Genomic DNA, 24688 nt, shown 5'->3' with positions numbered 1-24688 from the left:
CCGCCCCGTGAATCTTGCCGTTAACCGACGATCATGCGACGGTGCACGCCAGGCAGCCACGTGGCCAGCCAGCTTGCCCGCCCGCCGGGAGTGTTCTCTTCCGCGCTGAGTTTTTCCGCCAAGGTCTGCACCGCGCGCACATACACGTCGCGCTCGGCTTCTTCGTGCAGCAGGTGGCCCTGGTTCGTGCAGACCATCAAGGCCAGCGTGCGGTCAGGCAAGGTACCCACCAGCTCCAGTTGAAAGCGGTCGGCGATCTGCTGCGCAGTCATGCCGTAGCGTTCGTCGTAGCGGTTAACGATCAGGCCCAGGCTGCGGCGGTCCACGTGCAGTTGCTCAAGCTCTTGCAGCAGGCCGGCCAGCGACACCAACGCCCCGACGCTTTGGTCGGTCACTATCCAGTTCTGTTGAGACGAGCGGGCCAGGCCCGCCACGAACTCCGGGTTCGTGAAGCCGCCCGCATCCGCTACAACCACGCCGAAGTGTTGGCGCATGCGCTCGAACACCAGCAGGGAGTCGGACTGCGAGACGTCGCGCATCTGGGCAAGATCGCGCGGCAATGCCAGCACGCTCAGGCCGTTGGCGGTGTGCGCCATCGCCGAGCCGAGCAAGGTGGAATCCAGCCGGCGCAGGTTGCGCGCGGCTTCAGCAAAATCAAAGTCGCTGCCGATATTCAGGTAAAGCTGGCAATCGCCCACGGGCCAGCCCAGGTCCATCAGGGCCACGCGGCTGGCCAGCGGCAGCATCGCGCCCGTTTGCTCGGCTGGTTTGGCGGGCTTGGCGCCGTTGGCCGCGGTGCGCGTGGCATGGATCTGTTTCAAGCGGTCTTGCACCATGCCGGCCAAGTGCACGGCCAGCGTACTGGTGCCCACACCGGGGCGCGCACCCAGCAGCAACACGCTGCGCCGGGATCCGTCCATGCGGCCGCCGCCCGCCGGCAATTCCAAGAGACGCAGCACAACTTCTTTTACTTCCTCGGGGGCAACGGAGGGGTCGACAAAATCGCTGACGCCAGCGCGCAGCGCGGCAATGGCGCCTTCAGGCTGGCTCAGCAAACCCACCGCCACGCGCGGCACGGTCGGCGCTATGCGCGCCAACACTCGTGCCAGCTCCGCGGACTTGAACAGCTTGCCCGGTTCGTCTTCGCTTAGCGTGAAGTCCAGGAACACCACCTGCGGTGCAATCTCGGTCAAGCGCCGCGCCAGCTCTTCGATGCCCGGGGTTTCCTGGGTCAACATACCCATGTCTCCCAGGGCCTGTCCAAGCTGCGCGGCTACACCATCGCCTTTTGAGCAAAACAGGAACCGCTTCCCGTTTTGCAGGCCGACCCACTCGCTGGCATGTGTCTTCATATTACTCACCGTGAAAAGCCCGGCATTTGCTGCCCGCCCACCGGGCCCATCAGGTAATAGCCCCAGGCATTGAAAGTCGAATCCGATACTTCTTGCCGCCCGCCCGGCAGCGGCAGCGTCACGCCGCGCGCAATCGGACGCACCAGACGCGGCGTCACCACGATCACCAGTTCGGTGTCTTCTTGCGTGTAATCGACGCTGCGAAAGAACGCGCCGATGATCGGCAGGTCACCCAGCATCGGCACTTTGTTGACCATCGCCTTGGTCTGCCGCGACACCAGCCCGCTGATCACGAAGCTTTCGCCATCGCCCAATTCCACGGTGGTGTCCGCGCGGCGCGTGCGCAACGCCGGAATGAGCATGGGGCTGTCCGAACCAGAGTTGATGGAGATGGCGTTGCTGTAGTCCAGCTCGCTGGCCTCGGGCGCCACCTTCAAGGAAATGCGGTCACGTGACAGCACGGTGGGCGTCACGGTCAGGCCGATACCGAATGGCTTGAAGGTGACCGTGGTGGTGCCCAGGCCGCCGGCTTCCGGAATCGGCAATTCGCCACCCGCCAGGAAGCTGGCGCTTTGGCCGGTCAGCGCCACCAGCGTGGGCTCGGCCAGCACGCGCGCCATGCCGTTGCTTTGCAAGAGGCGCAGGCGCGCCGCGAAGTTGTTGGAGTCGTAGAACAACGAGAAGCCCGCGGCAAGGACGCCGCCCGGGGTGAAGCCGCCCACCGACGACGACTGGCTCGGGAGCGGCTGCGCGCTGGTGCTCGCCCACGGGCCATTACTGGCCGCGAAGTTGATGCCGGCCTGCTTCATCACCGACCGCGATACTTCCACGACCTTGACTTCCACCTGGACCACGCCGCCCGTGCCGGCGGTGGACACGTCGACCACGTTCTTGTCGCCCACGGCCGCCGCCGCTGCCTTTGCGGCGGCAATCTGCGCCAGCGGGGTTTCGGAGTAGCCGGACACGATGGCGCGGTCGCCGGCGATGTCGACGTTGACGCCGCCGTCGATGCCACGGCTGGCCAGCGCGGCTTGCACCGACGACGCCACGCGCACGTTCCAGATTTGCGGCGCGGCATTGTTGCCAGTCCATATCTGAAGCTGCGTCGTGCCCGCCTTCTTGCCGTAGATCAGCAGCGAGCCCGCGCGCTTGCCCGAGGCCGGCAGGATTTTCACGTCGGCGACCTCGGGGTCGCCGATGGCGATGCGGCGGGGCGTGGCGCCATCCAGCATGAGGGATTGCTGGCCCTTGACGGCCACCGCGATATCACGGACAGGAGCATTTGCCCCCGTCGCGGGCGCGGCGGTTTGCGCCAGGCTGACAACACCGTATGTCATCGCCGCTGCGGCCGACAGGACGCAGATCATAGTGGTGCGCTGATATCTCTTCATAGTGCCGGATCTAGTTATTTTGAAAGGTCCAGCCGCGGGCGGCACCAGGCCACGCGCGGCGATGGTCAATAGCGAACGCGCTCGGATTTATCTCCCCGCACGATTTCGATGGTTCTGCCGCCACCGCCACCGCCGCCCGTGGCCGCCACGCGGTTGGCGGGGGCCCGGGCCGCGGGCGTCGTGCCTTCCAGTTGCAGCAGGCTGTCGCCCGCGTACGCGCGGTTGGGGCCGGCCAGCAAGGCCTCGCGCTGCGCCGGCGTCAGGTCGGCGCGCGTGGGCAAGACCGTGCCGCGCTTGGCGAACAGCGTCTCGTCGGGCACCGCGTCGTCGCCCACCGGGCGCAACGCCAATTGCAGGCGGCCGGCGCGGCTTGCCAGGATCAGCTCGTTGATATGTTCGACCGGCACCGCCAGCACCGCCGTGCGCGCCGGCTGGCTGGGGCCTTGCTGCAGCATCGATTTTTCTTCAGGGCCGTCGACCGAGGCCTTGCCGTAGGCCAGCACGCGCAGTTGCGCTTGCAGCAGCCGGGCCTGGCCGCCCGAGATTTCCTGGCTTTTTTCCACCATGAAGAACACGTCCACCAGGTCGCCCGGCGCGATGCGGTTGCCGCCGCCGACCACTTCATCGACCGCGATGGCGACGGCGCGCTCGCCGGGCTTGAGCTGCCTGGCAAGGCCTTGCGCCAAGAGGCTGGGCACGATGGGGTCGCCCGCCGCGACGTCCACGCGCGTCACCGACCCTTCCAAGGGCGCCATGCTGTCGAAGCTGTTGGACAGCGCCACCTGCCATTGCGCCACCGTCAGCATTTTTTCGGCTTCGATCCGGGTGCCGGCGGGAATGGCTTCCTTGGCCACCACAACGGAATAGAATTTGACCGGCGGCGCGGCGGGCGCAGGCGTCGTGGCCACCGGGGTCGGGCTTGCCGGCGGCGCGCTGGGATGGGACGCCAGGCGCCAGGCCAGGAAGGCCAACACCAGGCCCGCCACCAACAAAACACCCGCGATGATTTTGCTAAGACTGCTCATGGTGTCCCTTGCGATATCTGTACGATGGCTTTCGACGACAACCTGCTGGGAACCCAGTCCTTGTTCGTGCCGGGCAACAGGACGATGAACGACTGCAAGGTGGCCAGCAAAGGCCAGGACTGGGTGTTGTAGGTCATGGCGACGGTGGCGCAATTGGCCACTTGGCCACCGGATCCGGTCCACGTGCATGGGGCGCTGGTGGTCGCGCAGGCAACGGCCGAACCCGTGGAAAAGACGCTCATGGCGGCGGCGCAGGCATCGCCCTGCACATTCGGGCTGCCGGTGATCTGAGCGTGCACGGCGGCGCGCGCGCCTTCGCCGGCGGCGGCGGCCAGTTGTTGCTGCATCCAGAACAGCACGCCGTAGCCGACCACGGCGCAGATGAAGATCAGCAGCATGGTCAAGGTCAGCGACAGCTCAAGCGCGGCAATGCCGCGTTGGCGGATCAAGCGAGGGCAATGGTGCACAGGACGGCGGAAAGCGGTGGGCAAGGTCATGTCAGCCTCCCACGCCAACCGTGTTGCCCAGATGGACCGTGGCGCGCGCGCTCAACACGCTGGAAGCCGGCATCATGGCCAACTGCAACAGCGGGAACGACGGAATCAGGGGATTCGCGCCATAGGCATAAGACACCGTCACTTCAATCTGGTCGGGCGCCAAGGGTTGGCCGCTGCAGGTGCCGCCAGCGCTGCTGCTCAAGGCGCCCCCGCTGCCGCACACCGCCACCTTGATGGGCGCGGACGACATCGAGGACATCCACTGTGCGATATCCAATGCCGTGTCACGCCCGGCGTTGGCGCGCGCCGCCAGCGAGGCCGAGCCGGCCTGCCATTGCAGAACCTTGCGCGCGCCGTCCTGCGCCGCCAAGGTCACCGAATTCTGTGCAAGAAACACCAGCCCGTAGGTCAGGATGCCGTAGAACACCAGGAAGAACACCACGAATACCAGGGCGAACTCAATGGCATAAGCACCACGCTGAGCGCGGCGATGCCCAGATACATTGCATAAGGAACCTGGCGCCAGCGTTGCGTCAGCGCCCAGTAGCGCGACGCGGCCACGACGGCCAGACTGTGCAGGCCCGCCAGCAGGCTCGACAGCAGCAGCACCAGCACCAGCGGCGCCAGGCCCAGCCACAGCCCAAGAATGGCGATGGCCTTGATATCGCCCGCGCTCATCAAGCGTCGGCCCCAAAGCGGCAGGAACAGAAAGGCGGCCAGAAAGCCCGCCAAGGTCATCAGCCAGCCCGTCCAACGCGGGGGAAACATCCATCCGGGCACGAACGCGGCGGCGGCCAGCCAAAGCAGTTGCGCCGCGAATCCCGCCACGATCAACGTGTTGGGTACGCGGCGATAGCGCAGATCGTTGTAGATCAGCGCCCCACCCCAGCATGCGAACAACAGCAGCCACAGCACTTCCCCTGGATACAAGGCAGGACCTTCTTATCAATCAGATTCAACGGCAGGCGTGCTCATCCAGACGAACATGCCCCGGTCAAGCAACTGATACAGACCGCGTACCGCGATGACTCGCCACATTGATTGAGCCGTCGCGGTACGCGTAGCACAGCAGGACGATTAACCGCCCGCGCCACCGGCCGTATCGAGCTTGCCGCCGAGCCCCGTGAACATGTCGCCGAGGGCATCAGTGAAAGTGCCCACGGCAGCGATCAGGGCCACTGCCACCAGACCTGCGATCAGCCCGTATTCCAGGGCGGTGATGCCGTCTTCGTCGTTCCAGAACTGCGCAAGTTTCGCTTTCATTTCGAGCTCCTAACACTCGCTTGATAATTGAGCCGATCCGCGATGCGGCGCCGACCCCCTATTCCCGGTATTTCTGCTTTGCGAATGCCCCGCATTCGTTCGCAGACCGGGCCCTGCTAACCCGGCCCCAGCGTGGAGCCGGGCGCCTTGCCTGGTTCAGCCACAGGCGCCGATTCAATGAAAGAGTCGATCCGTTGCGCCATGCGCGCGCGGAATCGGTTTGATGCCCGCTGCAATTGCCAACGCATGATCAGCAACATGAGCGCGGACAGCACGAAAGCGATGTAGGGCAGCATGACCCCGCCAATTTGCAGGCTGGAACTGTCGCGAGGGGCGGTGCAGATGACGGTGCCGGCCGCCGCGCCGGTGTAATGCATGCCGCACACGGCCACCGCCATCAGAATGGCTGCGCCGCCGCGCTGAAACTCGTTCTGGGTATTGAAAGCCAGCCACAGCGCGGCCGAAGCGGCAATTACGGCGATAAGCACCGATAAAACGACAATGGGCAAATTCCACAGCAACACGGCGGGCATGCGCATTGCGCCCATGCCCAGATAATGCATGGCGGCAACCCCCAGCCCAGCGGCCAAGCCGCCCATGACGCAGCGGCCGAACGTGAAGTTCGCGCGCCCCACATACCAGAATGCCCACCCGGAGAAGCCCGCGGCGACGAAGAAGCTGAGTACGGTCAGGCCGACTTGATAACCCACGTCGAACGGCAGGTTTTGCGCTTGCATGCCAATGAAGTGCATGCTCCAGATACCCACGCCACCCATCGCCACGGCGCCAATGATGATGTAACCGATGCGGATATCACCGTCTTGGGTTTCAGTGCGGATGCCGGCCGCCGCCAACAAGGCGACATACGAACCCAGCACCGCCGTCAGGAATGACAGAGCGACCAGACCGCCGTTGAAAGATAGCGGAACGATATCGCCGGGGTTCATGAACTGCCCCAGCAAACGCGCCGGAAACCAAAGTGCGGGATCGGTTGATCGCGCCAAGCATTATTGGGGTGATGCGTGCCCATTTTGTGGACTCCCGGTGGCTCATAACCGATGTGTTTTTGATACGTTTATATAGTCTTATCTATTAACATTTAATACACATCAGGGTTATTACCTATATTCGCGATAATGCGGCTACAGACTTGTAACCGATACAGCAAAATTCGCGCCAATCTGATTAAAAAACCATAGTTAACCCTTATATATCGTGAATATTTTCGTTCCTGAGAATTTCCATATGTTGTAATCCTGTCGTGCCCGGATGGTCACAAAGAAATAAATTGTTATTACTAATCGTCATTGGCCCCATACTACCCGCGGCGCACCAAGCGCGTTTACCAACGTTGTGTCCCTTTATATATTCAATATATCGGCAATACCGAATATTCATTGGGACGGCGTCGGCGGAAACCGAGACACCTAGGCAATGAGACGTACGTACCCGGCAAGTTCGCTTACCCTCGCCCTTATCTGCATCTTTGCCTTCGGCGCGCAGGCGCGGGCGGATGGCCCTCTACGGGGCAACCCCGTTGACGCCCTGCCCCAGCTTGAAAGGCCGCCCGGCGCCACGCAGCCGCCGCCCGTTGTGCAAACCGCCACGCCCGAACAGTTGGCGTTGCAGGCCAGGCTGGCGCAACGCATCGTGCCGCTGAACTTTGACGTAAGCGGCGTGCACGCCATTCCCTTCGACGAAGTTTCCGCGATACTCAGCCCGCTGTCGGGCAAGGAAATCAGCCTGGGCGACCTGGTCCAGCAAGTCGACAAGATCACGCAGCTGTACCGCGACAAGGGCTATCCGCTGTCTTTCGCGCTGGTGCAGAACCAGACGTTCGCCAATGGCCTGGTGGTGGTGACCGTGGTTGAGGGCTTCATTTCCAATGTCCGGATCGAAGGCGATATCGGCAACGCCCAGGGGCGTCTGGACACCTTGGCCGGCCCGCTCACAGAAGAGCGTCCGCTGAAACAAGCCACGCTTGAGCGCCAATTGAATCTGATGCGGACCGTGCCCGGCGTGAAGTTCACACCCAGCCTGGATCTGCCCCGCCGCGCGGATGGCGCAACTGAATTGGTCTTGGCGGCCACGCGCCACCCGTTCAGTTTGTCGGGTGGCATCGCCGACCTGGGTACCGGGATGCAGCCCTTGGTCAATATGGGCACCAACAGCCTCACGCCGCTGGGCGAACAGGTCAAACTGACGGCGTCGGTGCCATTCAATACCGACGACGTCAAATACGTCATGGGTGAGATCAGCGTACCCATCGGGCCAGACGGTTTGGCGGTCAAGGTGGATGGATACCACTATGACGCCAAACCCCAGGACGACGCGATTGAATACCTGGGGTTTGAAAGGCGCGTCAAGAATGACCGCATCGGTATCGGCGTCAGCTATCCGATATTGCTGAACAACAGGCGTTCACTTACCGGCACGGTGGGTATGTACGCGGCCAATTCCAAAGACCGATATGAAGCGCGCAATTCGGATCGTTGGTTGCAACAAGACGCGCGCGTGCGTGCCGCTAATATCGAACTACGATATATACAGGTTTCTGAAAGCCAAACTTCGGACATTAGCGGCAGCGTATCCAAGGGGTTTGACGCGGCGGGCGCCAAGAAGGACATTTCCACCAATTATGGTTATTCAGCCACCCCCATTCTGGATCTGGATTTCGTCCGCTATAACCTGAATGCCAAACAAACGTTCGCCCTACCCGCCCAGTTTGGCCTGATCTTCTCTGGCGCGGCGCAGTATTCCAGCAATATATTGCCGTCTTCGGAACAGGTATCGTTCGGCAGTTGGCGCTATGCCATGGGATACCCCCAAGGCGAACAAAGCGGCGACAAAGGCGTGGGCGTGTCGGCCGAAGTCAACCGGCGCTTCGGCACTGGGTGGGAATACCTGTCCAGCGTCCAGCCATACGCGCTGATCGACTACTCCCGCACCTGGTACAACAACAAGGATTTGCAAGCCTTGAACCAGCGGCACCTGTCATCCGTGGCGCTGGGCCTGCGGTTCACGGACGACAAATACTATTTGTTCGACTTCAACGTGGCCAAGCCGATCGGCTCCGCCACCATCAACAACGACCGCGACGTGCGCTTCAACGCCAACTACTCGCTGTTCTACGACGCCTTCTGACTCGGTTGCCCGTCCTCCGCTCTGGTAATGCGCCTGTTTCGACAGGCGCTTTTTCATGGGCGCACCCACGTCACGGGCGTCGATTTATTTGGGAAGATTCCCCACGCCGCGTTACGTAACGTTGCCCGTAACGTAACGTCGAATTACCGGCCATTCGTAACATTCGCAGGGTTTATGTGGTCGCAAACTTGCGATCATCGAACGCTAGTACAAACCCTGGTCCACAAACAACAACTCATTGATAAACAAGGATTTTTTGGAAAAGAAAACATGACTTAGCAACACACCTCCTCGGGTTCTGAAAAATCTTGGCACGGTTTATGCATGTAGAGCCGTATCGGGCAGTTTCTTTGCCTAGACCATCCACCCGAGGAGCTCGTCATGGTTTCGAAGATTGAAGCAAGCCGCATTCAACGTATTTTGACCGCCACCGTGATGGCAACTGCCTTGGCTGGCGCATTGGCCGCTTGCGGCGGTGGTGGCGGCGGCGGCGGCGATAAATCAGCCGGCCTGCCAGGCACGAATATTCCGACCAACCCGGGCGGTGGCAACCCGGGCGGCGGCAATCCGGGCGGCAGCAACCCCGGCGGCACGGACCCGACCAACCCTGGCGGCACGGACCCCAATACCCCGGTCAATCCCGTTACGGCAGGTTTGCTGCAAACCACCCTGGGTAACACCGGCAACGCCGTCGACAACACCCTGCCCTTGAATTTGGGCGAGACCCTGGGCGGCGTCGGCAAGGCGCTGGATCCCACGGTAGCGCCCGTGGCCAATACCGTGGTTGGCCTGACGCAGCAAATCGGCGCCACGACCGGCTTGGGCGCCCCCGTGGATGGCATCACCACGCAAGCGGGCGGCGTGGTCAGCGACCTGGGCACCACCCTGAAGGGCACCGGCCTGCCGGGTGGCTTGAGCAGCGGCGTAGGCGGCTTGGTGGATGGCCTGGGCAAGACCGTGTCCAGCGCGGGTGACCTGTTGAATGCAGATCCCGCCAACCCCATGCCCTTGACGACCGTGCTGGGCAACGCCACGAATGCCGTGGGCGCGCTGACCGCTGGCCTGTCGGGCCAGGGCGGCTTGCTGAACCCTGTTACCCAAGCGCTGGGTGGTGTGACGGGCGGCGTGTTGGACGGCCCCGGCAGCCCCGTGCTGCAACCCGCTTTGTCCAACACCGGCAAAGCCGCGGACAACCTCTTGCCCCTGGGCCTGCAACCCGCACTGAGCGGCGTCGGCGCGGCGCTGGACGTGAACGTCGCGCCGGTTGCCGGCGTGGTGACCAACCTGACGCAGCAAGTAGGCGCCACGACCAATCTGGGCGCACCGGTGGCCGGGCTGCTCTCCAGCCTGGGCGGCACGGTCGCCGGGGCCGGCAGCACGCTGCCTGGCAACACGGCTGGCTTGAATGGGGTGCTGCAAGGCCTGGGCGGCGCGGTCGCCAGCGCCGGTGGCCTGCTCCACGCCACGCCGGGCAATACCAACCCGCTGGGCGCCACGCTGGCCAACGCGACCGGCGCGGTCGCCTCGTTGACCGGCGGCCTGGGCGGCGTCACGGGAGGCCTGACGGGTGGCGGCACGGGCGGCTTGCTCAGCCCCATCACCGGCATCCTGGGCGGCGTCGGCGGCGTCGGCGGCACGCCGGCCGCGGGCGGCGTGGCTGGCCTGCTGGCGCCGGTGACCGGCCTCTTGGGCGGTGTAACGGGTGCCGTGGGCGGTGCGACGGGCGGCACAGCGGGCGGCGCGGCCAATGGCGGCCTGCTGGGCGGTTTGCTGAGCGGCGTGACGGGCGGCGTGACTGGTGGCGCCGCGGGCGGTGCGGGTGGCGCCGGTGGCGCTGCGGGAGGTGGCCTGTTGGGCGGCGTGCTGGGTGGCGTGGCGGGCGGCGTATCGGTCGGCGCCACAACGGGAACAGGCGCCAGTGCGGGTGCCAGCGCGGGTGCCGGCGCCGGTGGCGCGGCCGGTGCGGGCACGGCTGCCAATGGCGGCTTGCTGGGTGGTTTGCTGGGTGGCGTCACAAGCGGCTTGACGGGCGGTACGACGGCAGGCGGCACCAACAACGGCGGCTTGCTGGGCGGTCTGCTCGGCGGCTTGTCGGCACAGAAGTAATCGATCTATCCGCTACGGAGCGACATCATGCTGCAACAAGAAACGATGGTTCACCACGAGCATGTGACCCTGATGCCTGAATCCCGCACGAGTGACTTGCGACCGGGAACGCTTGACGATATCGCCCTGATGCTGGGTCGACAGTTCTCGGTGTACAACACCGCGTGCCAGTCGGCCCTGGCGGAAAAGCTGGGTATCCCCCTGGCTGACTTGAAAGCGCTGGAACTGGTGATGGAGTTCGACGCCTTGCCGACCGGGCAGCTTGCCCAACTGATGGGCATCAGCTCGGGCGGCGCCACCGCCTTGATCAATCGGCTGGAGGCGGCGGGCTATGTGCAGCGTGGCCGCCACCCGCTGGATCGCCGGATGATCGTGATCCGGCCGGTTGAGGAACAGTGCCAGCAGTTGGCGCAGGAACGCCAATGGGTCGCGGATGCGGTGATGTTGATGGCGCGACGCTACGACACGGTCGAGCTGGAAACCGTGCATGCCTTCCTGGCGCAATGCGTGCGCGCCTTAAGGCACGACACGCTGGTCTGGCTGGAAACGCCCAACGCCCATCGCGACGATCTGTAAACCCGGCGGCGTATGCCGCGACGCCGACTGACCACGCGCCCTGATTTCAAGCAATCAGGGCGCGTTTTTCATGGATGCGGGAGATGACTATTCAACAAGCGCTGAAGCGCCGGTTCAAGCCGCGCTGGGCGTACCGAACTCCAGACGTGGCACCGCCGCCAGCAGCCGGCGCGTCAATTCCTGGCGGGGCGCGTGCAACACGGTGTCGGCCTCGCCCAGCTCAACAATGCGGCCACCATCCATGACGGCGATGCGGTCCGCCAGATACTCGACCACGCCGAAGTTGTGCGTGATGAAGAGATACGCAATGCCCAATTCGGCCTGAAGCTCGCGCAGCAGGTCCAGAATTTGCGCCTGCACCGACACATCCAGGGCCGACGTGGGTTCATCGCAGATCAGTACCTTGGGTTCCACCGCCAGCGCGCGCGCAATGGCGATACGCTGGCGTTGGCCGCCCGAGAATTCATGGGGATAGCGCGTCAGCGTGTTGGCCGGCAAGCCCACGCGCTCGATCAACTGCGCGGCGTGCGCGGCGCGCGCCTGCTGGCTCATGCCCCGTCGCAACGACGCCAGGCCCTCGTCGAGGATGTCGCCCACGCGCATGCGCGGGTCAAGCGATGCGTAGGGGTCCTGGAACACAATCTGGATGTCTTGCCGCAGATCGCGCAACGTGCGGCGGTCGGCCGACAGCACGTCCTTGCCTTGCAGCATCGCGCGGCCGGAGATGCGTGCACCGTCGATCAGCCGCAGCAGCGCCTTGCCCGTGGTGGTCTTGCCGCAGCCGGACTCGCCCAGCAGCGCCAGCGTTTCGCCCGCGCGCAACGAAAACGTTACGCCGTCAACGGCCTTGACCCAGGACACGATGCGCCGCAACGGGCCCTTGCGCACGGGGTAATGCACTTTCAGATCCTGCACATCCAGCACCAAGCCACCTGCCGCGCGCGGCGTGGCTCGCTGCGCGCCGTCTTGCGCGATGGCATCACGCGCCTGCGCCGTCAGCGGCGCGCCACGCTTGGCGAAGGTGGGGATGGCTTCGAACAATTGCCGTGCGTAAGGGTGCTTGGGCGCGCGGAAAAATTCTTCGGCGCTGGCGCTTTCAACGATTTCGCCGCCGCGCATCAGCGCCACGTGATGCGCCACGTTTTTCACCACGGCCAGGTCGTGCGTGATCAGCAGCACGGCCATGCCCATTTCGCGCTGGATGTCAGCCAGCAGGTCCAGCACCTGCGCCTGCACCGTGACGTCCAGCGCCGTGGTGGGTTCGTCCGCGATCAGCAGCAGCGGCTCGGCCGCCAGCGCAATGGCGATCATGACGCGCTGCTTCTGTCCGCCCGAAAACTGGAACGGGTAGTCGTCCACGCGCCGTTCGGGTTCGGGGATGCCCACGCGGCGCAGCCAATCGATGGCGCGAGCCCGCGCCGCCGCGCCGCGCAAGGGCGTATGCGCCGTCAGGGTTTCGATGATCTGGTCGCCCACGCGCATGACCGGGTTCAGGCTGGTGGACGGCTCCTGGAAGATGATGCCGATACGGCCGCCGCGCACGCCGCGCATCGCGCTTTCGGGCAACCGGTTCAGGTCTTGCCCGTCCAGGTCGATCTGCCCGCCAACGATGCGGCCGGCGTCTGGCAGCAAGCGCAGCAACGCCAAGGCCGTGATGCTTTTTCCGCAGCCGGATTCTCCGACCAGCGCGAATGTCTCGCGCTGCGAAATGGCCAGTTCCAGCCGCTTGACGGCATGCGTCATGCCGGATTCGCCGGCAATGTCCACCTCCAGGCCGCGCACGTCCAGCAAGAGAGTATCCGAGCTCATGGCGCTTCTCCCGATTTCGAGGCGCGCGGTTCGGCGGCCAACACCTGGCGGCGGCCGAACACGCTGCCCATCCGCGCCAGGCGGCTGGGTTTGTAGCGGCGGGTGCGCGGGTCGAAGGCATCGCGCACGGCGTCGGCAAACAGGTTGGCCGCCAGCACCAGCGCCAGCATGAAGAGGAAAGCGGTCATCAGGCTCCACCAGATCATGGGATCGCGCGACATTTCCAGGCGCGCCCCGTCGATCATCGACCCAAAGGAATTCATGCTGGGGTCCACGCCGATGCCCAGGTAGGACAGCACGGCTTCATATAGCACCAGGCCCGAGAATTCCAGCACCACGGTGATCAGCACCAGGTGCGCCACGTTGGGCAGCAGGTGCCGCGTCATGATGCGCCAGTGCGACACACCAAACGCGCGCGCCGCCTGCACGTATTCCAGCTCGCGCAGCTTCAAGGTTTCGGCGCGCAGCAGGCGGCACAGGCCCGCCCAGCCGGTCAGCCCAAGAATCATGCAGAGCAGGAACAGCCGCAGGTCCGCCCGCGCAACCGAGGTGTCGAACAGGTCGGCATGGTTGTCGATATACACCTGCATCATCAGCGCGCAGGCGGCCACCAGCAGCACGCCGGGGATCGACGTGATGGTGGTGTAGAGGTATTGGATGGCGTCGTCGACCTTGCCTTTAAAGTAGCCCGCCGCGATGCCAAAAATAATGGCCGGCGGCAGCATGGCGATGGTGGTCAGGCTGCCGATGACAAGCGCCGTGCGGATGCTCTTCAGCGCCTGCCACAACACGTCGTTGCCGATGCGGTCGGTGCCCAGCGCGTGGTAGCCGCTGGATAGCCCCGCCAGCGCGCCGGCCGTCATGCAAAGCAAACCAAAGGTGATTGCCATGGCCCGCCACGGCACGTCGGATTCCCCCCGCAGCAACACCTGGCCCGCGTGCGAGGCTGACCCCAGGTGGCGCGCCAGGCAGGCGTAAAGCACGGCAGCCGACAACAGCGCCACGACCAGCCCGCCCGCCACGCCCCACCCCAGGCGTTTCAAGACATCGCCCACATGTTGCGTGTCTGGGTCGGTCAAATGCGTGGCGGCGCCGCGCAGGCGCGGGAAATCGCGCACCGGCTTGTCGTCCACCAGCATGGTTTCCTTCAGGAACAGCTTCGTGGCCAGGGGCTGCGAGTAATTTCTTTCCGGTTGCGTCAGCACCGTGCCGGCCAACAGGCCGTCCAGCGCGGACTTCACCACGGGCGCATAAATGGGCGCGGCATTGGCGGCGGCCCCTGGCGCGGGCGGCAGTTGCGGCCGGTAGTGGATAGAGTCCAGCAGCCCCACCACGGTGAACGCGGCCAGGATGACGGCCGAGCACATGGCGGGCGTGTCGCGCGCCACGCGCCCCCAGGTGGCGCGCAGGTTCGGGCTGCGGCGCACGTGCCACAGGTAGGCTAGCGCGCTCAGCACCATCAGCCACAGCGCGATGTCGGTCCACAGGAAGACGATCTTGGGCATGGCGGCTACTCGAATCGGACGCGGGGGTCAGCCAGCGTGTAGGAAATGTCGGCCAGGATCAGCCCCACGATGTAGAGCGCCGCGCCCAGGAACACCATGGCACGCACCACGGAAAAGTCTTGCGCGTTGATGGCGTCGATGGTGTAGCTGCCCAACCCGGGAATGCCGAAGAACGATTCGGCGATCAGGCTGCCCATGAACAGCAGCGGCAAGGCGGCGACCGTGCTGGTCAGGATGGGCAGCATGGCGTTGCGCAGCACATGGCGAAACAGCACCACGCGCTCGGCCAGGCCCTTGGCGCGCGCGGTGCGTACGTAGTCCTTGCCGATTTCTTCCAGGAACAGCGTGCGGTAGAAACGCGCTTCAGGGCCCAGGCGGGAAATGATGGCGATCAGCACCGGCAGCGCCAGGAACTTGACCACGTCCAGCCCGCCCGAAAACCCCGAGAACGGCACCAGCCGCATCAGCTTGGCGAACACCCATTGCCCCGCGATGATGTAGAACAGGCTGGATATCGACAGCAGCAGCACGCACACCACCACGCCCCAGAAGTCCAGCCGCGTGGCGCGGAAATACACCAGCGTCAGTGAAAACACGATGCTGACAAACAAGCCTAGAACGAAGGTGGGCACGGCCAGCGCCAGGCTGGGCCCCATCCGCGTCTGGATCTCGCGGCCGATGTCGCGCCCGCTATCCGACGCGCCAAACTCCATGGCCAAGAGCGGCACCGAGCGCTGATAGAAGATGGTGTCGGTCAGTTGCGCCGTGCCCTGCGCCTGCGCATTGAAGAACAACGGCTTGTCGTAGCCGCGCTCGACCTTCCATTTTTCCACCGCGTCCTGGCTGGCGCGTTGCCCGCCGATGGCCAGGCGCGCCATGTCGTCGGGCGTGTTGACCGCGAAGAACAGGATGAACGTGAACAGGTTGACGCCAATCAGGATCAGCACGCCATACAGCAGCCGGCGGATTACGTAGCCGATCATGATTGATGCTCCTTCTTCACGGCCGGGCCGAAGGCAGTCTGGCGTTCACGGCGCTTGAGCGCGACGTACGACGGCCAGATCGCCAGCGCCAACAGCAGCACGAACAGGCCGATCGGCCACCACCTTGGGACGTTCCATTCGTCGATCTTCTGCTGCCGCAGTTGTGGATCAATCTTCATGTACTGAAGCGTGTTGCGCACCATCTGCGTGGGCTTGGCGTTGCCAACCCACTGCTGGTACGCGCCACCCGACATGGGGAAATAGCCAAACATCCAGGGCGCGTCACGTTGCACCACGGCCACCATCTTGGCGATCAATTGTTCTTTCTCCGGGCCGTCGTCCAGGAACTTCATCTGCTCGAATAGCTTGTTGAATTCGGGGCTGTCGTAGTTGGCCGCGTTCTCGCCGCCCCCGCGCGCCTTGGCGTTGGGGCCGTAAAGCAGGAACAGGAAATTTTCGGCGTCGGGATAATCGGCGTTCCAGCCCCACAGGAAAATCTGCGCCGCGCCGCGCTTCATCTTGTCCTGAAAGCGGTTGTAGTCGGTGGACCGCACGTCCAGTTGCACGCCGATCTTGGCCATTTGCCGGCGCATCCAGTCAAAGCGCGGGTTCGAGCCGCCGCCTTGCATGGCGTCGTAATAAAGCACCAGCGGCGCATTGGTTTCGGCGCTGCGTCCATTGGGATAGCCCGCTTCGGCCAGCAAGCGCTTGGCCACGTCGACGGATTTGCGCACCGGCTTGCCGTCCACCAGGTTGTAGACCACCGGGTTCACACCTTCGGGCGGTTCGCGATAGCCCAGCACGCCAGGCGGCACCGGGCCTTGCGCCACGGAGGCCTGGTCGTTTTCGAACACGGTGACGAATTCTTCCCAGTCGAACACGATGCTGATGGCCTGGCGCAGCTTGCGGTTCTTTTCCGCCTGCTCGGGCGTGTCGCCCTTGCCTACCACCGGGTCCAGCCAGTTGAAGCCCATGTACCAGTTGGCGGTTTCCACCGTGGTCGGCAGCCGGATGCCGTGCTCGCGGTACTGCTTGGCCTTGTCCTGGCTGTCGCCCGCGGCCACCAGCATGGCCACGCCGTACTCGCCGCGTTCAATCTGCGGCACGTCGTAATAGCCCTGCATGAATTTTCCGATCAGCGGGATGGCCTCTTTTTCCAGGCTGAATACCGCGCGATCGATGAAGGGCGTGGGCTTGCCGCAGTCGGCCAACAGGCCTGCTTCCTTGTCGCCAGGTTCGCCCTCGCAGGGGTAGGCCTCGCCGTGGTAGTTGGGATTGCGCACGAGCACATGGCGGCGGTTCTGCAACGATTCCGCCATCATGTACGGGCCGGTACCCACCGGCCAAGTGTTCAAGGACAGGTCGTGCTCGGCCATGCCGGGCTGGTTATAGAAGCGGTCGGCCTCCCAGGGGATGGGCGCCGTGAACGTCATGGCCAGCCAGTATTTGAACTGCGGATACTTGCCTTTGACGCGGATGCGCAGCGTGTGCGGGTCCAGCGCCTGGACGCCGGTAAAGCCGTCGGCGTCGCGCAGGTCCAGCCACGGGGCCGTGCTTCCGCCCGGAAGATCGCGGCGTACGGCCTGGTCGCGTTGACGCAGGCGGTCGCCGTATTCCTGCATGCCCACCACGTGGTCGGCCATCACGGAATAGATGGGCGACACCACGCGCGGGCTGGCCAGGCGGCGAAAGGCGTAGACGTAGTCGTCCGCCGTCAGCTCGCGCGTGCCGGTGCGCGGAAAGTCGGGAATGTAGTACTTGTCTTTGAGTTCGCCGTCGGCAAGCGGGTAGTAGTCGTAGCTGCCGTCGGCTTTGCGGGCAAAGGCGGGGTGCGGCTGGTAGCGCACGCCTGGCCGGATCTTGATGTCGTAAATGCTTTCGGCGATGGATTCACCCGGCGCGTCGGCCGGCAGCGGCTGGCCCTGGGCATCCAGATACTGGGGCGGGTCGATGGACTGCGCGGCGCGCGGCACCAGTTCGTAGGGCCGCTTCAGGTAGTGATAGCCGTACAACGTCTCGTAGATGTTGTAGGTGTAGGGCGTTTCGTCGCCGGAATAAGAGCTTGCCGGATCCAGGTACTTGGGCGAACGCTGCACGAACGCGGAGTAGAACGTGTTCTGGCCTTCGGCGCCGGACGGATACGGGCTGTTGATGGGGCTTTCTTGCGAGCAGCCCGCCAGCGCCAGCAACATCAGCATGGCTGTTGCCCCGAGCCGCTTCATAGCAAGCATGGAAACCTTCCCTTCAAATCGTTGCGACAGAGAATAGCAAACGCGGGACAGAGCCCATACCCAGGCATCCCCCTAGCGGGTGCGTGGGGTGCGCGGGGTGGGCGAATCGCGCGGATCGCCTGGGATGCGTGCGGTGCGTGGAGTACATGGGTGCGAACTCGCCCGCATCAACCGCACTGGCGCTGACGCCAGCAGTCATAGCGCCACTTCCAGGGCTGCATGGCGGCGGGCTGCGCCCACAGGCCGCGCTTGGCGTCCTTGGCCTGGCGTTGCAGGCCGGGCAGGGCCTTGTCGCGCAGGTATGCGCCCTTTCTGGCGGTGTAGGCCCAGGCGTAGCCCGCTTCCACCTGCAAGCGGTTGGCCGAGCGCCCGTCGTCCAGGATCAGCGCGCACACATCGCGGCCGTACTGGTCTTGTTCGTAGCACTGGGCGGTCAGGGTCTTGCCCGCCACCAGGTCGGCCAGATGCTTGCGCGAGGCTTCGGCGTAGGGCTGGCCGGGTTGATCGGCGCCATGGCCCTCTTCGGGCGCATCAATGCTGTCCATGCGGATACGGCGCTGGCCGTCGCTCGCGCGCAGCGTGACGGTGTCGCCGTCGGCCACGTTGACGATCGCGCCGGTCAGCGTATAGCTGCCCGCGGGGATGCCGCCTGCCAGCGCCGGGCCGGGCCGCGACGAAGGCGTGGACGGCTGCGCGGGTGTGCTTTGGGATTGGGGTTGGCGCGAGGCCGGGGAGGAATCACCGCGCCCCGAGGGCTGAAGCCAATTGACGATGGCGCCCGCCGCCGCAAGGATCAGGGCGACGATCAGGGCGGTCAGCTTGCCGCCGCCGCGAAATGGGGGTTTGCCACGCACCGGCTGGGCTCCAGATGAGAAACGCGGCAAGTGTGCCACAGGCGGGGCGCGATTTTGCAAAAACCGCGTGCGAAAACGGCCCTGCCGCCCGCCATTGCCCGCCCGCCTACAGCCAGCCCGATTTCCGGAAGCGCCAGTACAGGACCGAACAGATCGACGCGATGATGCCCAGCGTAACGGGATAGCCCCACGGCGATTTCAGTTCCGGCATGAATTCGAAGTTCATGCCATAAATGCCCGCAATGGCGGTCGGCACTGCCAGGATGGCGGCCCAGGACGCCAGCTTGCGGGTGGTGTCGTTCTGCGCGGCCTGCCCGATCATCAAGCTGGCTTCGAACGCGAAGGCCAACGATTCCCGCAAGGCGTTGAAGAGTTCATCCACCCGCAACACCCGGTCGGCGACCTCGCCGAAGTACGGCCTGGCATGTTCGTCCACGGCAGACATCTCGACCCGCGCCAGACGCCGGCAGATTTCGGCCATGGGCGACACCACCGTGTGGATGCGCAACAGATCGCGACGCTGGCGGTACAGCCTGCGGATGTCGGAATCCTTGGCGCCACGGATCAGCAGCTTTTGTTCGGCGCCTTCCACCACGCTTTCGATCTTGCCCGCCGCCGCCACGTAGCGATCGACCAGCCAGTCCAGCACTTCGGACGCCACGTAGTCGCTGCCGCGCTTGAGCAGGTCGGGCGAGGCTTCCAGCCGTTCGCGCAGCGGGCTGTGCGCCGCGGTGGCGCCGCGCCGCACGGTGACCAGAAAGCCGTCGCCAATCAAGAGCTGGGTTTCGCCGAAGACCGGACGTTCGGCTTCGACCTCGACCGTGATGGTCACGATCAGGACCATGTTGCCGTAGTCGATGATCTTGGGCCGCCGATGCGGTTCAAGCATCTCTTCCTGGTTCTTGTCGCAGGCGCCGAGTTCGCCGGTCACCCTGGCCAATAATTCAGGCGTGGGGTTGCGCAAGCCGATCCACAGCATGCTGGGTGCGTGACCCGGCTTTTTTTCGTCGCTTTGGCCCGCGCTTTGGTCGTCACTTTGGCCACCGTATTGGCCTATGTATTGCCCGACCTCGTCGATGGGCACTTCGCGGTCGCGGCGTCCGTTCACATAGGCGATCGACGCAACCACCTCGCCCTTGTGGACGTCGGCGAAATTCTCTTCAGCGGACATGGACACCCTCTGGCAATGCGATCCTTGCCGAACAACTCATGGCATCGGGCGATGATAGCCCAGGCTATGAGAACAGGCTGCGCACGCGCTTTGTCACGTCGATGGCGGGCGCCTGCGGTTCTTTGGCCGCGCCCCCGCCCGGCAGGTCGGCCAGCGCAGGCGGCTTGGGCAGGTGGTCAAACAGCGGCAGCATGGCATTGGTGATGTAGCGCGTGCGCGACCCGTAGACGTGGCGGTCGCCCATGCCCGTCTGCTGATGCACGTAGAAGCGCTGCGGCACGATCAATTGCAGGCGTTCCTTGGCGCGCGTCATGGCCACATACAGCAGGCGGCGTTCTTCCTCGATCTCTTCGGCGGTGCCGGTGCTCATGTCGGAAGGGATGCAGCCATCGACCACATTCAGCACATAGACGGCCTTCCATTCCTGGCCCTTGGCCGAGTGGATGGTGGACAGGATCATGTAGTCCTCGTCGCGCGACGGCGCGCCGGATTCGTCGCTGGTGGCGTCGGGCGGGTCCAGCGTGAGTTCGGTCAGGAAGCGTTCGCGCGACGGGTAGCCCGCCGCCAGCCGCACCAACTGATCCAGGTCGGTCTTGCGCACGCGGGCGTCGTCATACAGGCGTTCAAGCTGGCCGGCGTACCAGCGCAAGGCCAGGTCCACGTCGGCGGGCCAGCGCAGGCCGGGGTCGCACAGCGCCGCATAGGTGTCGGCGAACGCGCCCCATTCCTGCTGCGCCGCCGCGCCCGGTTTGAATTCACGCAAGGCGCGCAGCGGCTCGGCGCTGGCGGACATCGCGTCCATCAGCTTGCCGGCGGTGGCCGGGCCAATGCCGGGCATCAACTGCGCCACGCGAAAGCCCGCCATGCGGCCGCGCGGGTTTTCCGCCCAGCGCAACAGCGACAACAAGTCCTTCACGTGCGCGGCTTCCAGAAAGCGCAGACCGCCGAATTTCACGAAAGGAATATTGCGCCGGGTCAGTTCGAGTTCCAGCGCGGCGCTGTGGCTGGCCGTGCGGAACAACGCGGCTTGCGACTTCAGCGTGGCGCCGCCCTCGCGCTGCGCCAACACCTGGTCGGCCACCCAGCGCGCTTGCCCGGCTTCGTCGCTGACCGTGACCAGTTCGGGCAATTGCGACGACGCGCGGTCGGTCCAGAGGTCTTTGGCGAAGCGCTCTGTTGCCAGCCCGATCACCGCGTTGGAGGCGTTCAGGATGGGCTGGGTCGAGCGGTAGTTGCGGTCCAGCGTGATGACGCGGGCGGGCTTGGGAAACTGCGTTGGAAAATCCAGGATGTTGCGCACGGTGGCCGCGCGAAACGAATAGATGGATTGCGCGTCGTCGCCCACCACCGTCAGGCCGCGGCCGTCGGGTTTCATGGCCAGCAGAATGGCGGATTGCAGGCGGTTGGTGTCCTGGTATTCGTCCACCAGCACATGGTCGAAGCGCGCCCCGACATCCGCCGCGATGCCCGGGTCCGACATCATCTCGGCCCAGTACAGCAGCAGGTCGTCGTAGTCCAGCACCTGCTGGTCCTGCTTGGCCGCCACATAGCCGCGAAACAGCGTCTTCAGCTCGTCTTCCCATTGCGCGCACCAAGGGAACGAGGTTTTCAGCACATCGGCAACCGGGCTCTGGCTGTTGACCACGCGCGAATAGATGGCCAGGCAGGTGCCCTTCAGGGGAAAGCGCGACTTGGTCGACGACAGGCCCTGTTCGTGGCGGACCATGCCCATCAGGTCTTCGGCGTCGCCACGATCGTGGATGGTGAAGGCTTCCGACAGCCCGATGCGCAGCGCGCAATCACGCAGCAGCCGCGCGCCGATGGCGTGGAAAGTGCCCGCCCACGGCAGCGACGGCGCCTGCTGCGAGCCGCGCAGGTTCATGACCCGTTGCAGCACGCTGCCCACGCGACGATCCATTTCCTGGGCCGCGCGGCGCGAAAACGTCAGCAGCAGCATGCGCTGCGGGTCGGCCCCGTTCAGGATCAGGTGGGCGACGCGATGCGCCAGCGTGTTGGTCTTGCCCGAGCCCGCCCCGGCGATCACCAGCAAAGGGCCATCGTCGCCCGCCGCCGCCCCGCCCCCTGGCACGCTGACGCCGAATTCGGCGGCTTCGCGCTGGGCGGGGTTCAGGTCGGCTAAGGGGTCGGGGCGGGAATTCAAAGGGGGATTGTGGTCGGACATGACGGTAAAGTAGGCCAAATGACTGGCTATTTATCCAGCTATCATAGCAGCGTAGCCCTACCCTGCCCGCGCGCCAACTTGCACCCCGTCGCCATGCGTATCCTGACCGGCACCGCCTCCTGGACCGACCCCACCCTGCTCGCCTGCGGGCGCTTTTACCCGCCAGACGTGCGTGGCGCCGAGGCGCGGCTGCGTTTCTACGCCACGCGCTTTGCCATGGCCGAAATCGATTCCAGCTACTACGCCCTGCCCTCGGCCAACAATGCTTATCTTTGGGCGCAGCGCACGCCCGACGATTTCGTGTTCAACATCAAGGCCTTCCGCCTGTTCACCGGCCACCAGACGCCGCTTGCCGCGCTGCCCAAAGACATTGCGCGCGAGCTGGAAGATTGGCCGGAACCGATGATCTACCACCACCACATGCCCGAGGACTTGCGCGACGAACTCTGGCGCCGCTATCAACTGGCGCTGGAGCCGCTGCGCATGCCGGGCAAGCTGGGCGCGGTGCATTTTCAGTTTCCGCCGTGGATCCGCCGTGACGCCCGAGGCCGCGCGCATGTGGCCGATTGCGCGCAGCGCATGCAAGAGCACCTGATATCCGTGGAATTCCGCCATCGCAGTTGGTTCGACAGCCCGGCGGCCATCGCCGACACGCTGGCGTTTGAACGCGATCTGGGTGTGGTGCATACCGTGGTCGATGCGCCGCAGGGCTTTGACAACACGGTGCCCGCGGTGTGGGAAAGCACGCATCCCGACCTGACTTTGCTGCGCCTGCATGGCCGCAATGCGGCTGCATGGAACGCGTCCGGCCCCGCTTCGTCCAGCCGTTTTCAATACGAATACACGGAACAGGAACTGGCGGAACTGGCCGAGCGCTTCTCGCGCCTGGCCGCGCAAAGCGCCCAGGCGCATGCGGTGTTCAATACCAACTTCGAAGACCAGGGCATGCGCAACGCCGCGGCCTTTGCCACCGCGCTGTTGCCTTTCTGATGGCCAACCGACCGCCTGCCTGATGGCCTTTCTGATAGGCCTGCCTGACCCGGCGCGTCAGGCGGCGACAGGCTTGCGGGCCACTTCGGCCAGACTTTCCAGCAGCACTTCAAACTTGCGCGCGATGTCGTGTTCGGGCACACAGGCGTAGCCCAGCAGCAGCCCCGGCCGCCGGCCCTCGGCGTTGACGTAATAGCGCGACAGCGCGCGCGTCAGCACGCCCTTGCCGCGCGCCACGTCCACCACGCGCAGGTCGTCCATGTCCGTCGGCAAGGTCAGCACCAGATGCAGGCCCGCCATGCTGGCGTCGCGATGCAGCCAGTCGGGGCCCAGGCGGCGTTCGATCAGGTTGACCAGCATGGCGCGGCGCCTGCCGTACAGCATGCGCATGCGGCGGATGTGCGCGGCGTAATGCCCTTCAGAGATGAACGTGGCCAGCGCCGCGTGCGTCATCAGATGGCCTTCGCGGTAGAGCTCGGCGTGCGCCGCCTGGAATGCGGCGGTCAAGGGCTTGGGCAAGACCAGGTAGCCCACGCGCAGGCCCGGGTACAGCGTCTTGCTGAACGTGCCCATGTAGATGACCGGCGCGTCGGGTTCCAGCCCCAGCAGCGAGGCAATGGGCCGGCCCGAGAATCGGAATTCGCTGTCGTAATCGTCTTCGATGATCCAACTGCCGCTTTGCCGGGCAACCGCCAGCAACTGGCGGCGGCGCGTCAGGGACATCACCGGCCCCAGCGGATACTGGTGCGACGGCGTGACGAATATGAAGCGTGGCGGCGTGCCGCCCGGTTCGGGCAGGCGCATGCCCTCTTCGTCCACCGGCAGGTGCACCGTGTGCAGCCCGTTGGCCTGCAGGATGGTGCGGGCGCCCCAGTAGCCGGGGTCTTCGACCCAGGCCGTTTCGCCCGCTTCGCCCAGGATGCGGGTGGTCAGGTCGATGGCTTGGTGCGAGCCTTCGGTGATGATGATCTGGTCCGGGTCGCAGTCGATGGATCGCGTCAAGGCCAGATGCTGGGCCAGCGCTTCACGCAGCGCCGGCAGGCCGCCGCCGTACGCGTAGGTCAGCAGATCGGGCGACGGGTTGCGCCACAGGCTGCTGACGATGCGGCCAAACTTCTTGTGCGGGAATTCCGTCAGGTCGGGCACGCCGGGCATGAAGGCGCCCCATTGGTAGGGCGAGGCCGACACGCCATCCACAATGGCCGCGCCGCGCGCCGACAGCGCGGCGCCCGCTTGGGCCTGGGCAGGGTGACGCAGGCGACGGCCGCTGGCCAGGTAGGAATCGGGCACCGAGGCGTTGACGAAGGTGCCGTTGCCCTGCCGGCTGCGCGTATAGCCTTCAGCCAGCAGTTGGCTATAGACGTGAACCACCGTGTTGCGGGCGATGCCGAGCTCGGTAGCCAGGTCGCGGGAAGCGGGCAAACGCGAGTCCGCCGCAATGGCGCCGTCCAGGATCGCTTCGCGTATGCCGCGATACAGCCGCTTGTTCATGGGCTCGCTGGAGGCCTCGGCCAGGCGCAGCAGCAGCAAGTCACCTACAATGGACCGCAATTGGTTCTACCTGTTTTATCAAAGTGGTTCCCACAAGTGGGGCCATCGTAGCATTAAA

The 24688-nt window shown here is 64.8% G+C and carries 20 protein-coding genes; 4 read left to right on the top strand and 16 right to left on the bottom strand.

Annotated elements, in window-relative coordinates:
• Positions 1-20 precede the first annotated feature (20 nt).
• The 8 genes from M2361_RS02220 to M2361_RS02185 form a co-directional block, all read right to left on the bottom strand.
• Positions 21-1361, bottom strand: a complete 1341-nt coding sequence (locus M2361_RS02220) for a pilus assembly protein CpaE (protein WP_259246015.1) — start codon at positions 1359-1361, stop codon at positions 21-23.
• Complete coding sequence (locus tag M2361_RS02215; RefSeq protein ID WP_259246014.1) at positions 1358-2689, bottom strand: type II and III secretion system protein family protein; 1332 nt, start codon at positions 2687-2689, stop codon at positions 1358-1360. The genes M2361_RS02220 and M2361_RS02215 overlap by 4 nt, the downstream gene beginning before the upstream one ends.
• 119 nt (positions 2690-2808) lie before the next feature.
• Complete coding sequence (gene cpaB / locus M2361_RS02210) at positions 2809-3768, bottom strand: Flp pilus assembly protein CpaB (RefSeq protein WP_259246013.1); 960 nt, start codon at positions 3766-3768, stop codon at positions 2809-2811.
• Positions 3765-4265, bottom strand: a complete 501-nt coding sequence (locus tag M2361_RS02205) for a TadE/TadG family type IV pilus assembly protein (protein WP_259246012.1) — start codon at positions 4263-4265, stop codon at positions 3765-3767. The genes cpaB and M2361_RS02205 overlap by 4 nt, the downstream gene beginning before the upstream one ends.
• A gap of 1 nt (position 4266) precedes the next feature.
• Positions 4267-4704, bottom strand: a complete 438-nt coding sequence (locus M2361_RS02200) for a TadE/TadG family type IV pilus assembly protein (protein ID WP_404976237.1) — start codon at positions 4702-4704, stop codon at positions 4267-4269.
• Positions 4674-5195, bottom strand: coding sequence for a prepilin peptidase (locus tag M2361_RS02195; RefSeq protein ID WP_259246011.1), 522 nt, complete (start codon positions 5193-5195; stop codon positions 4674-4676). Before M2361_RS02195 ends, M2361_RS02200 begins: the two co-directional genes overlap by 31 nt.
• 147 nt (positions 5196-5342) lie before the next feature.
• Positions 5343-5528: a Flp family type IVb pilin gene (locus M2361_RS02190; RefSeq protein ID WP_100856567.1), complete on the bottom strand. Its 186-nt coding sequence runs from the start codon at positions 5526-5528 to the stop codon at positions 5343-5345.
• 116 nt (positions 5529-5644) lie between these two features.
• Positions 5645-6475, bottom strand: coding sequence for an MHYT domain-containing protein (locus tag M2361_RS02185; RefSeq protein WP_259246010.1), 831 nt, complete (start codon positions 6473-6475; stop codon positions 5645-5647).
• A 487-nt stretch (positions 6476-6962) separates the two neighbouring features.
• On the opposite strand from M2361_RS02185, the gene M2361_RS02180 reads away from it, so the two are divergent.
• From M2361_RS02180 to M2361_RS02170, 3 genes are all read left to right on the top strand, one after another.
• On the top strand, positions 6963-8672 hold the full coding sequence (locus tag M2361_RS02180; RefSeq protein WP_259246009.1) for a ShlB/FhaC/HecB family hemolysin secretion/activation protein: 1710 nt from the start codon (positions 6963-6965) through the stop codon (positions 8670-8672).
• A gap of 381 nt (positions 8673-9053) precedes the next feature.
• A complete protein-coding gene (locus M2361_RS02175; RefSeq protein ID WP_259246008.1) occupies positions 9054-10778 on the top strand; it encodes a collagen-like triple helix repeat-containing protein in 1725 nt (574 codons plus the stop codon).
• Between the two features lie 27 nt (positions 10779-10805).
• Positions 10806-11354 carry a MarR family winged helix-turn-helix transcriptional regulator gene (locus tag M2361_RS02170; protein WP_259246007.1) on the top strand — a complete coding sequence of 183 codons (549 nt, stop codon included), beginning with the start codon at positions 10806-10808 and terminating at the stop codon, positions 11352-11354.
• A 114-nt stretch (positions 11355-11468) separates the two neighbouring features.
• Here the strand turns inward: M2361_RS02170 and M2361_RS02165 are convergent, their stop codons facing one another.
• The 7 genes from M2361_RS02165 to M2361_RS02135 form a co-directional block, all read right to left on the bottom strand.
• Positions 11469-13163, bottom strand: coding sequence for an ABC transporter ATP-binding protein (locus M2361_RS02165; protein ID WP_259246006.1), 1695 nt, complete (start codon positions 13161-13163; stop codon positions 11469-11471).
• On the bottom strand, positions 13160-14668 hold the full coding sequence (locus tag M2361_RS02160) for an ABC transporter permease (RefSeq protein WP_259246005.1): 1509 nt from the start codon (positions 14666-14668) through the stop codon (positions 13160-13162). Before M2361_RS02160 ends, M2361_RS02165 begins: the two co-directional genes overlap by 4 nt.
• 5 nt (positions 14669-14673) lie before the next feature.
• The gene (locus tag M2361_RS02155; RefSeq protein ID WP_259246004.1) at positions 14674-15651 is read right to left on the bottom strand and encodes an ABC transporter permease; all 978 of its coding nucleotides are present in this window, start codon (positions 15649-15651) and stop codon (positions 14674-14676) included.
• Positions 15648-17882 carry an ABC transporter substrate-binding protein gene (locus M2361_RS02150; protein WP_259246003.1) on the bottom strand — a complete coding sequence of 745 codons (2235 nt, stop codon included), beginning with the start codon at positions 17880-17882 and terminating at the stop codon, positions 15648-15650. The genes M2361_RS02155 and M2361_RS02150 overlap by 4 nt, the downstream gene beginning before the upstream one ends.
• Before the next feature lie 167 nt (positions 17883-18049).
• Positions 18050-18736 carry a thermonuclease family protein gene (locus tag M2361_RS02145; RefSeq protein WP_259246002.1) on the bottom strand — a complete coding sequence of 229 codons (687 nt, stop codon included), beginning with the start codon at positions 18734-18736 and terminating at the stop codon, positions 18050-18052.
• A gap of 106 nt (positions 18737-18842) precedes the next feature.
• Positions 18843-19907: a magnesium and cobalt transport protein CorA gene (locus M2361_RS02140; RefSeq protein ID WP_259246001.1), complete on the bottom strand. Its 1065-nt coding sequence runs from the start codon at positions 19905-19907 to the stop codon at positions 18843-18845.
• A gap of 64 nt (positions 19908-19971) precedes the next feature.
• Positions 19972-22089 (bottom strand): ATP-dependent helicase, encoded by a 2118-nt coding sequence (locus M2361_RS02135; RefSeq protein WP_259246000.1) that lies wholly within the window; start codon positions 22087-22089, stop codon positions 19972-19974.
• Positions 22090-22182: 93 nt separating this feature from the next.
• On the opposite strand from M2361_RS02135, the gene M2361_RS02130 reads away from it, so the two are divergent.
• On the top strand, positions 22183-23079 hold the full coding sequence (locus M2361_RS02130; protein WP_259245999.1) for a DUF72 domain-containing protein: 897 nt from the start codon (positions 22183-22185) through the stop codon (positions 23077-23079).
• A 57-nt stretch (positions 23080-23136) separates the two neighbouring features.
• On the opposite strand, the gene M2361_RS02125 is transcribed toward M2361_RS02130, so the two are convergent.
• Positions 23137-24630, bottom strand: a complete 1494-nt coding sequence (locus tag M2361_RS02125; protein ID WP_404976236.1) for a PLP-dependent aminotransferase family protein — start codon at positions 24628-24630, stop codon at positions 23137-23139.
• Positions 24631-24688: the final 58 nt, after the last annotated feature.

This window comes from Achromobacter sp. JUb104, assembly GCF_024806975.1.
GTDB classification, from domain to species: Bacteria; Pseudomonadota; Gammaproteobacteria; order Burkholderiales; family Burkholderiaceae_B; genus Achromobacter; species Achromobacter spanius.
The sequence above is the reverse complement of the archived record's forward strand: the minus strand, read 5'-3'. Positions and strand labels throughout refer to the sequence as shown.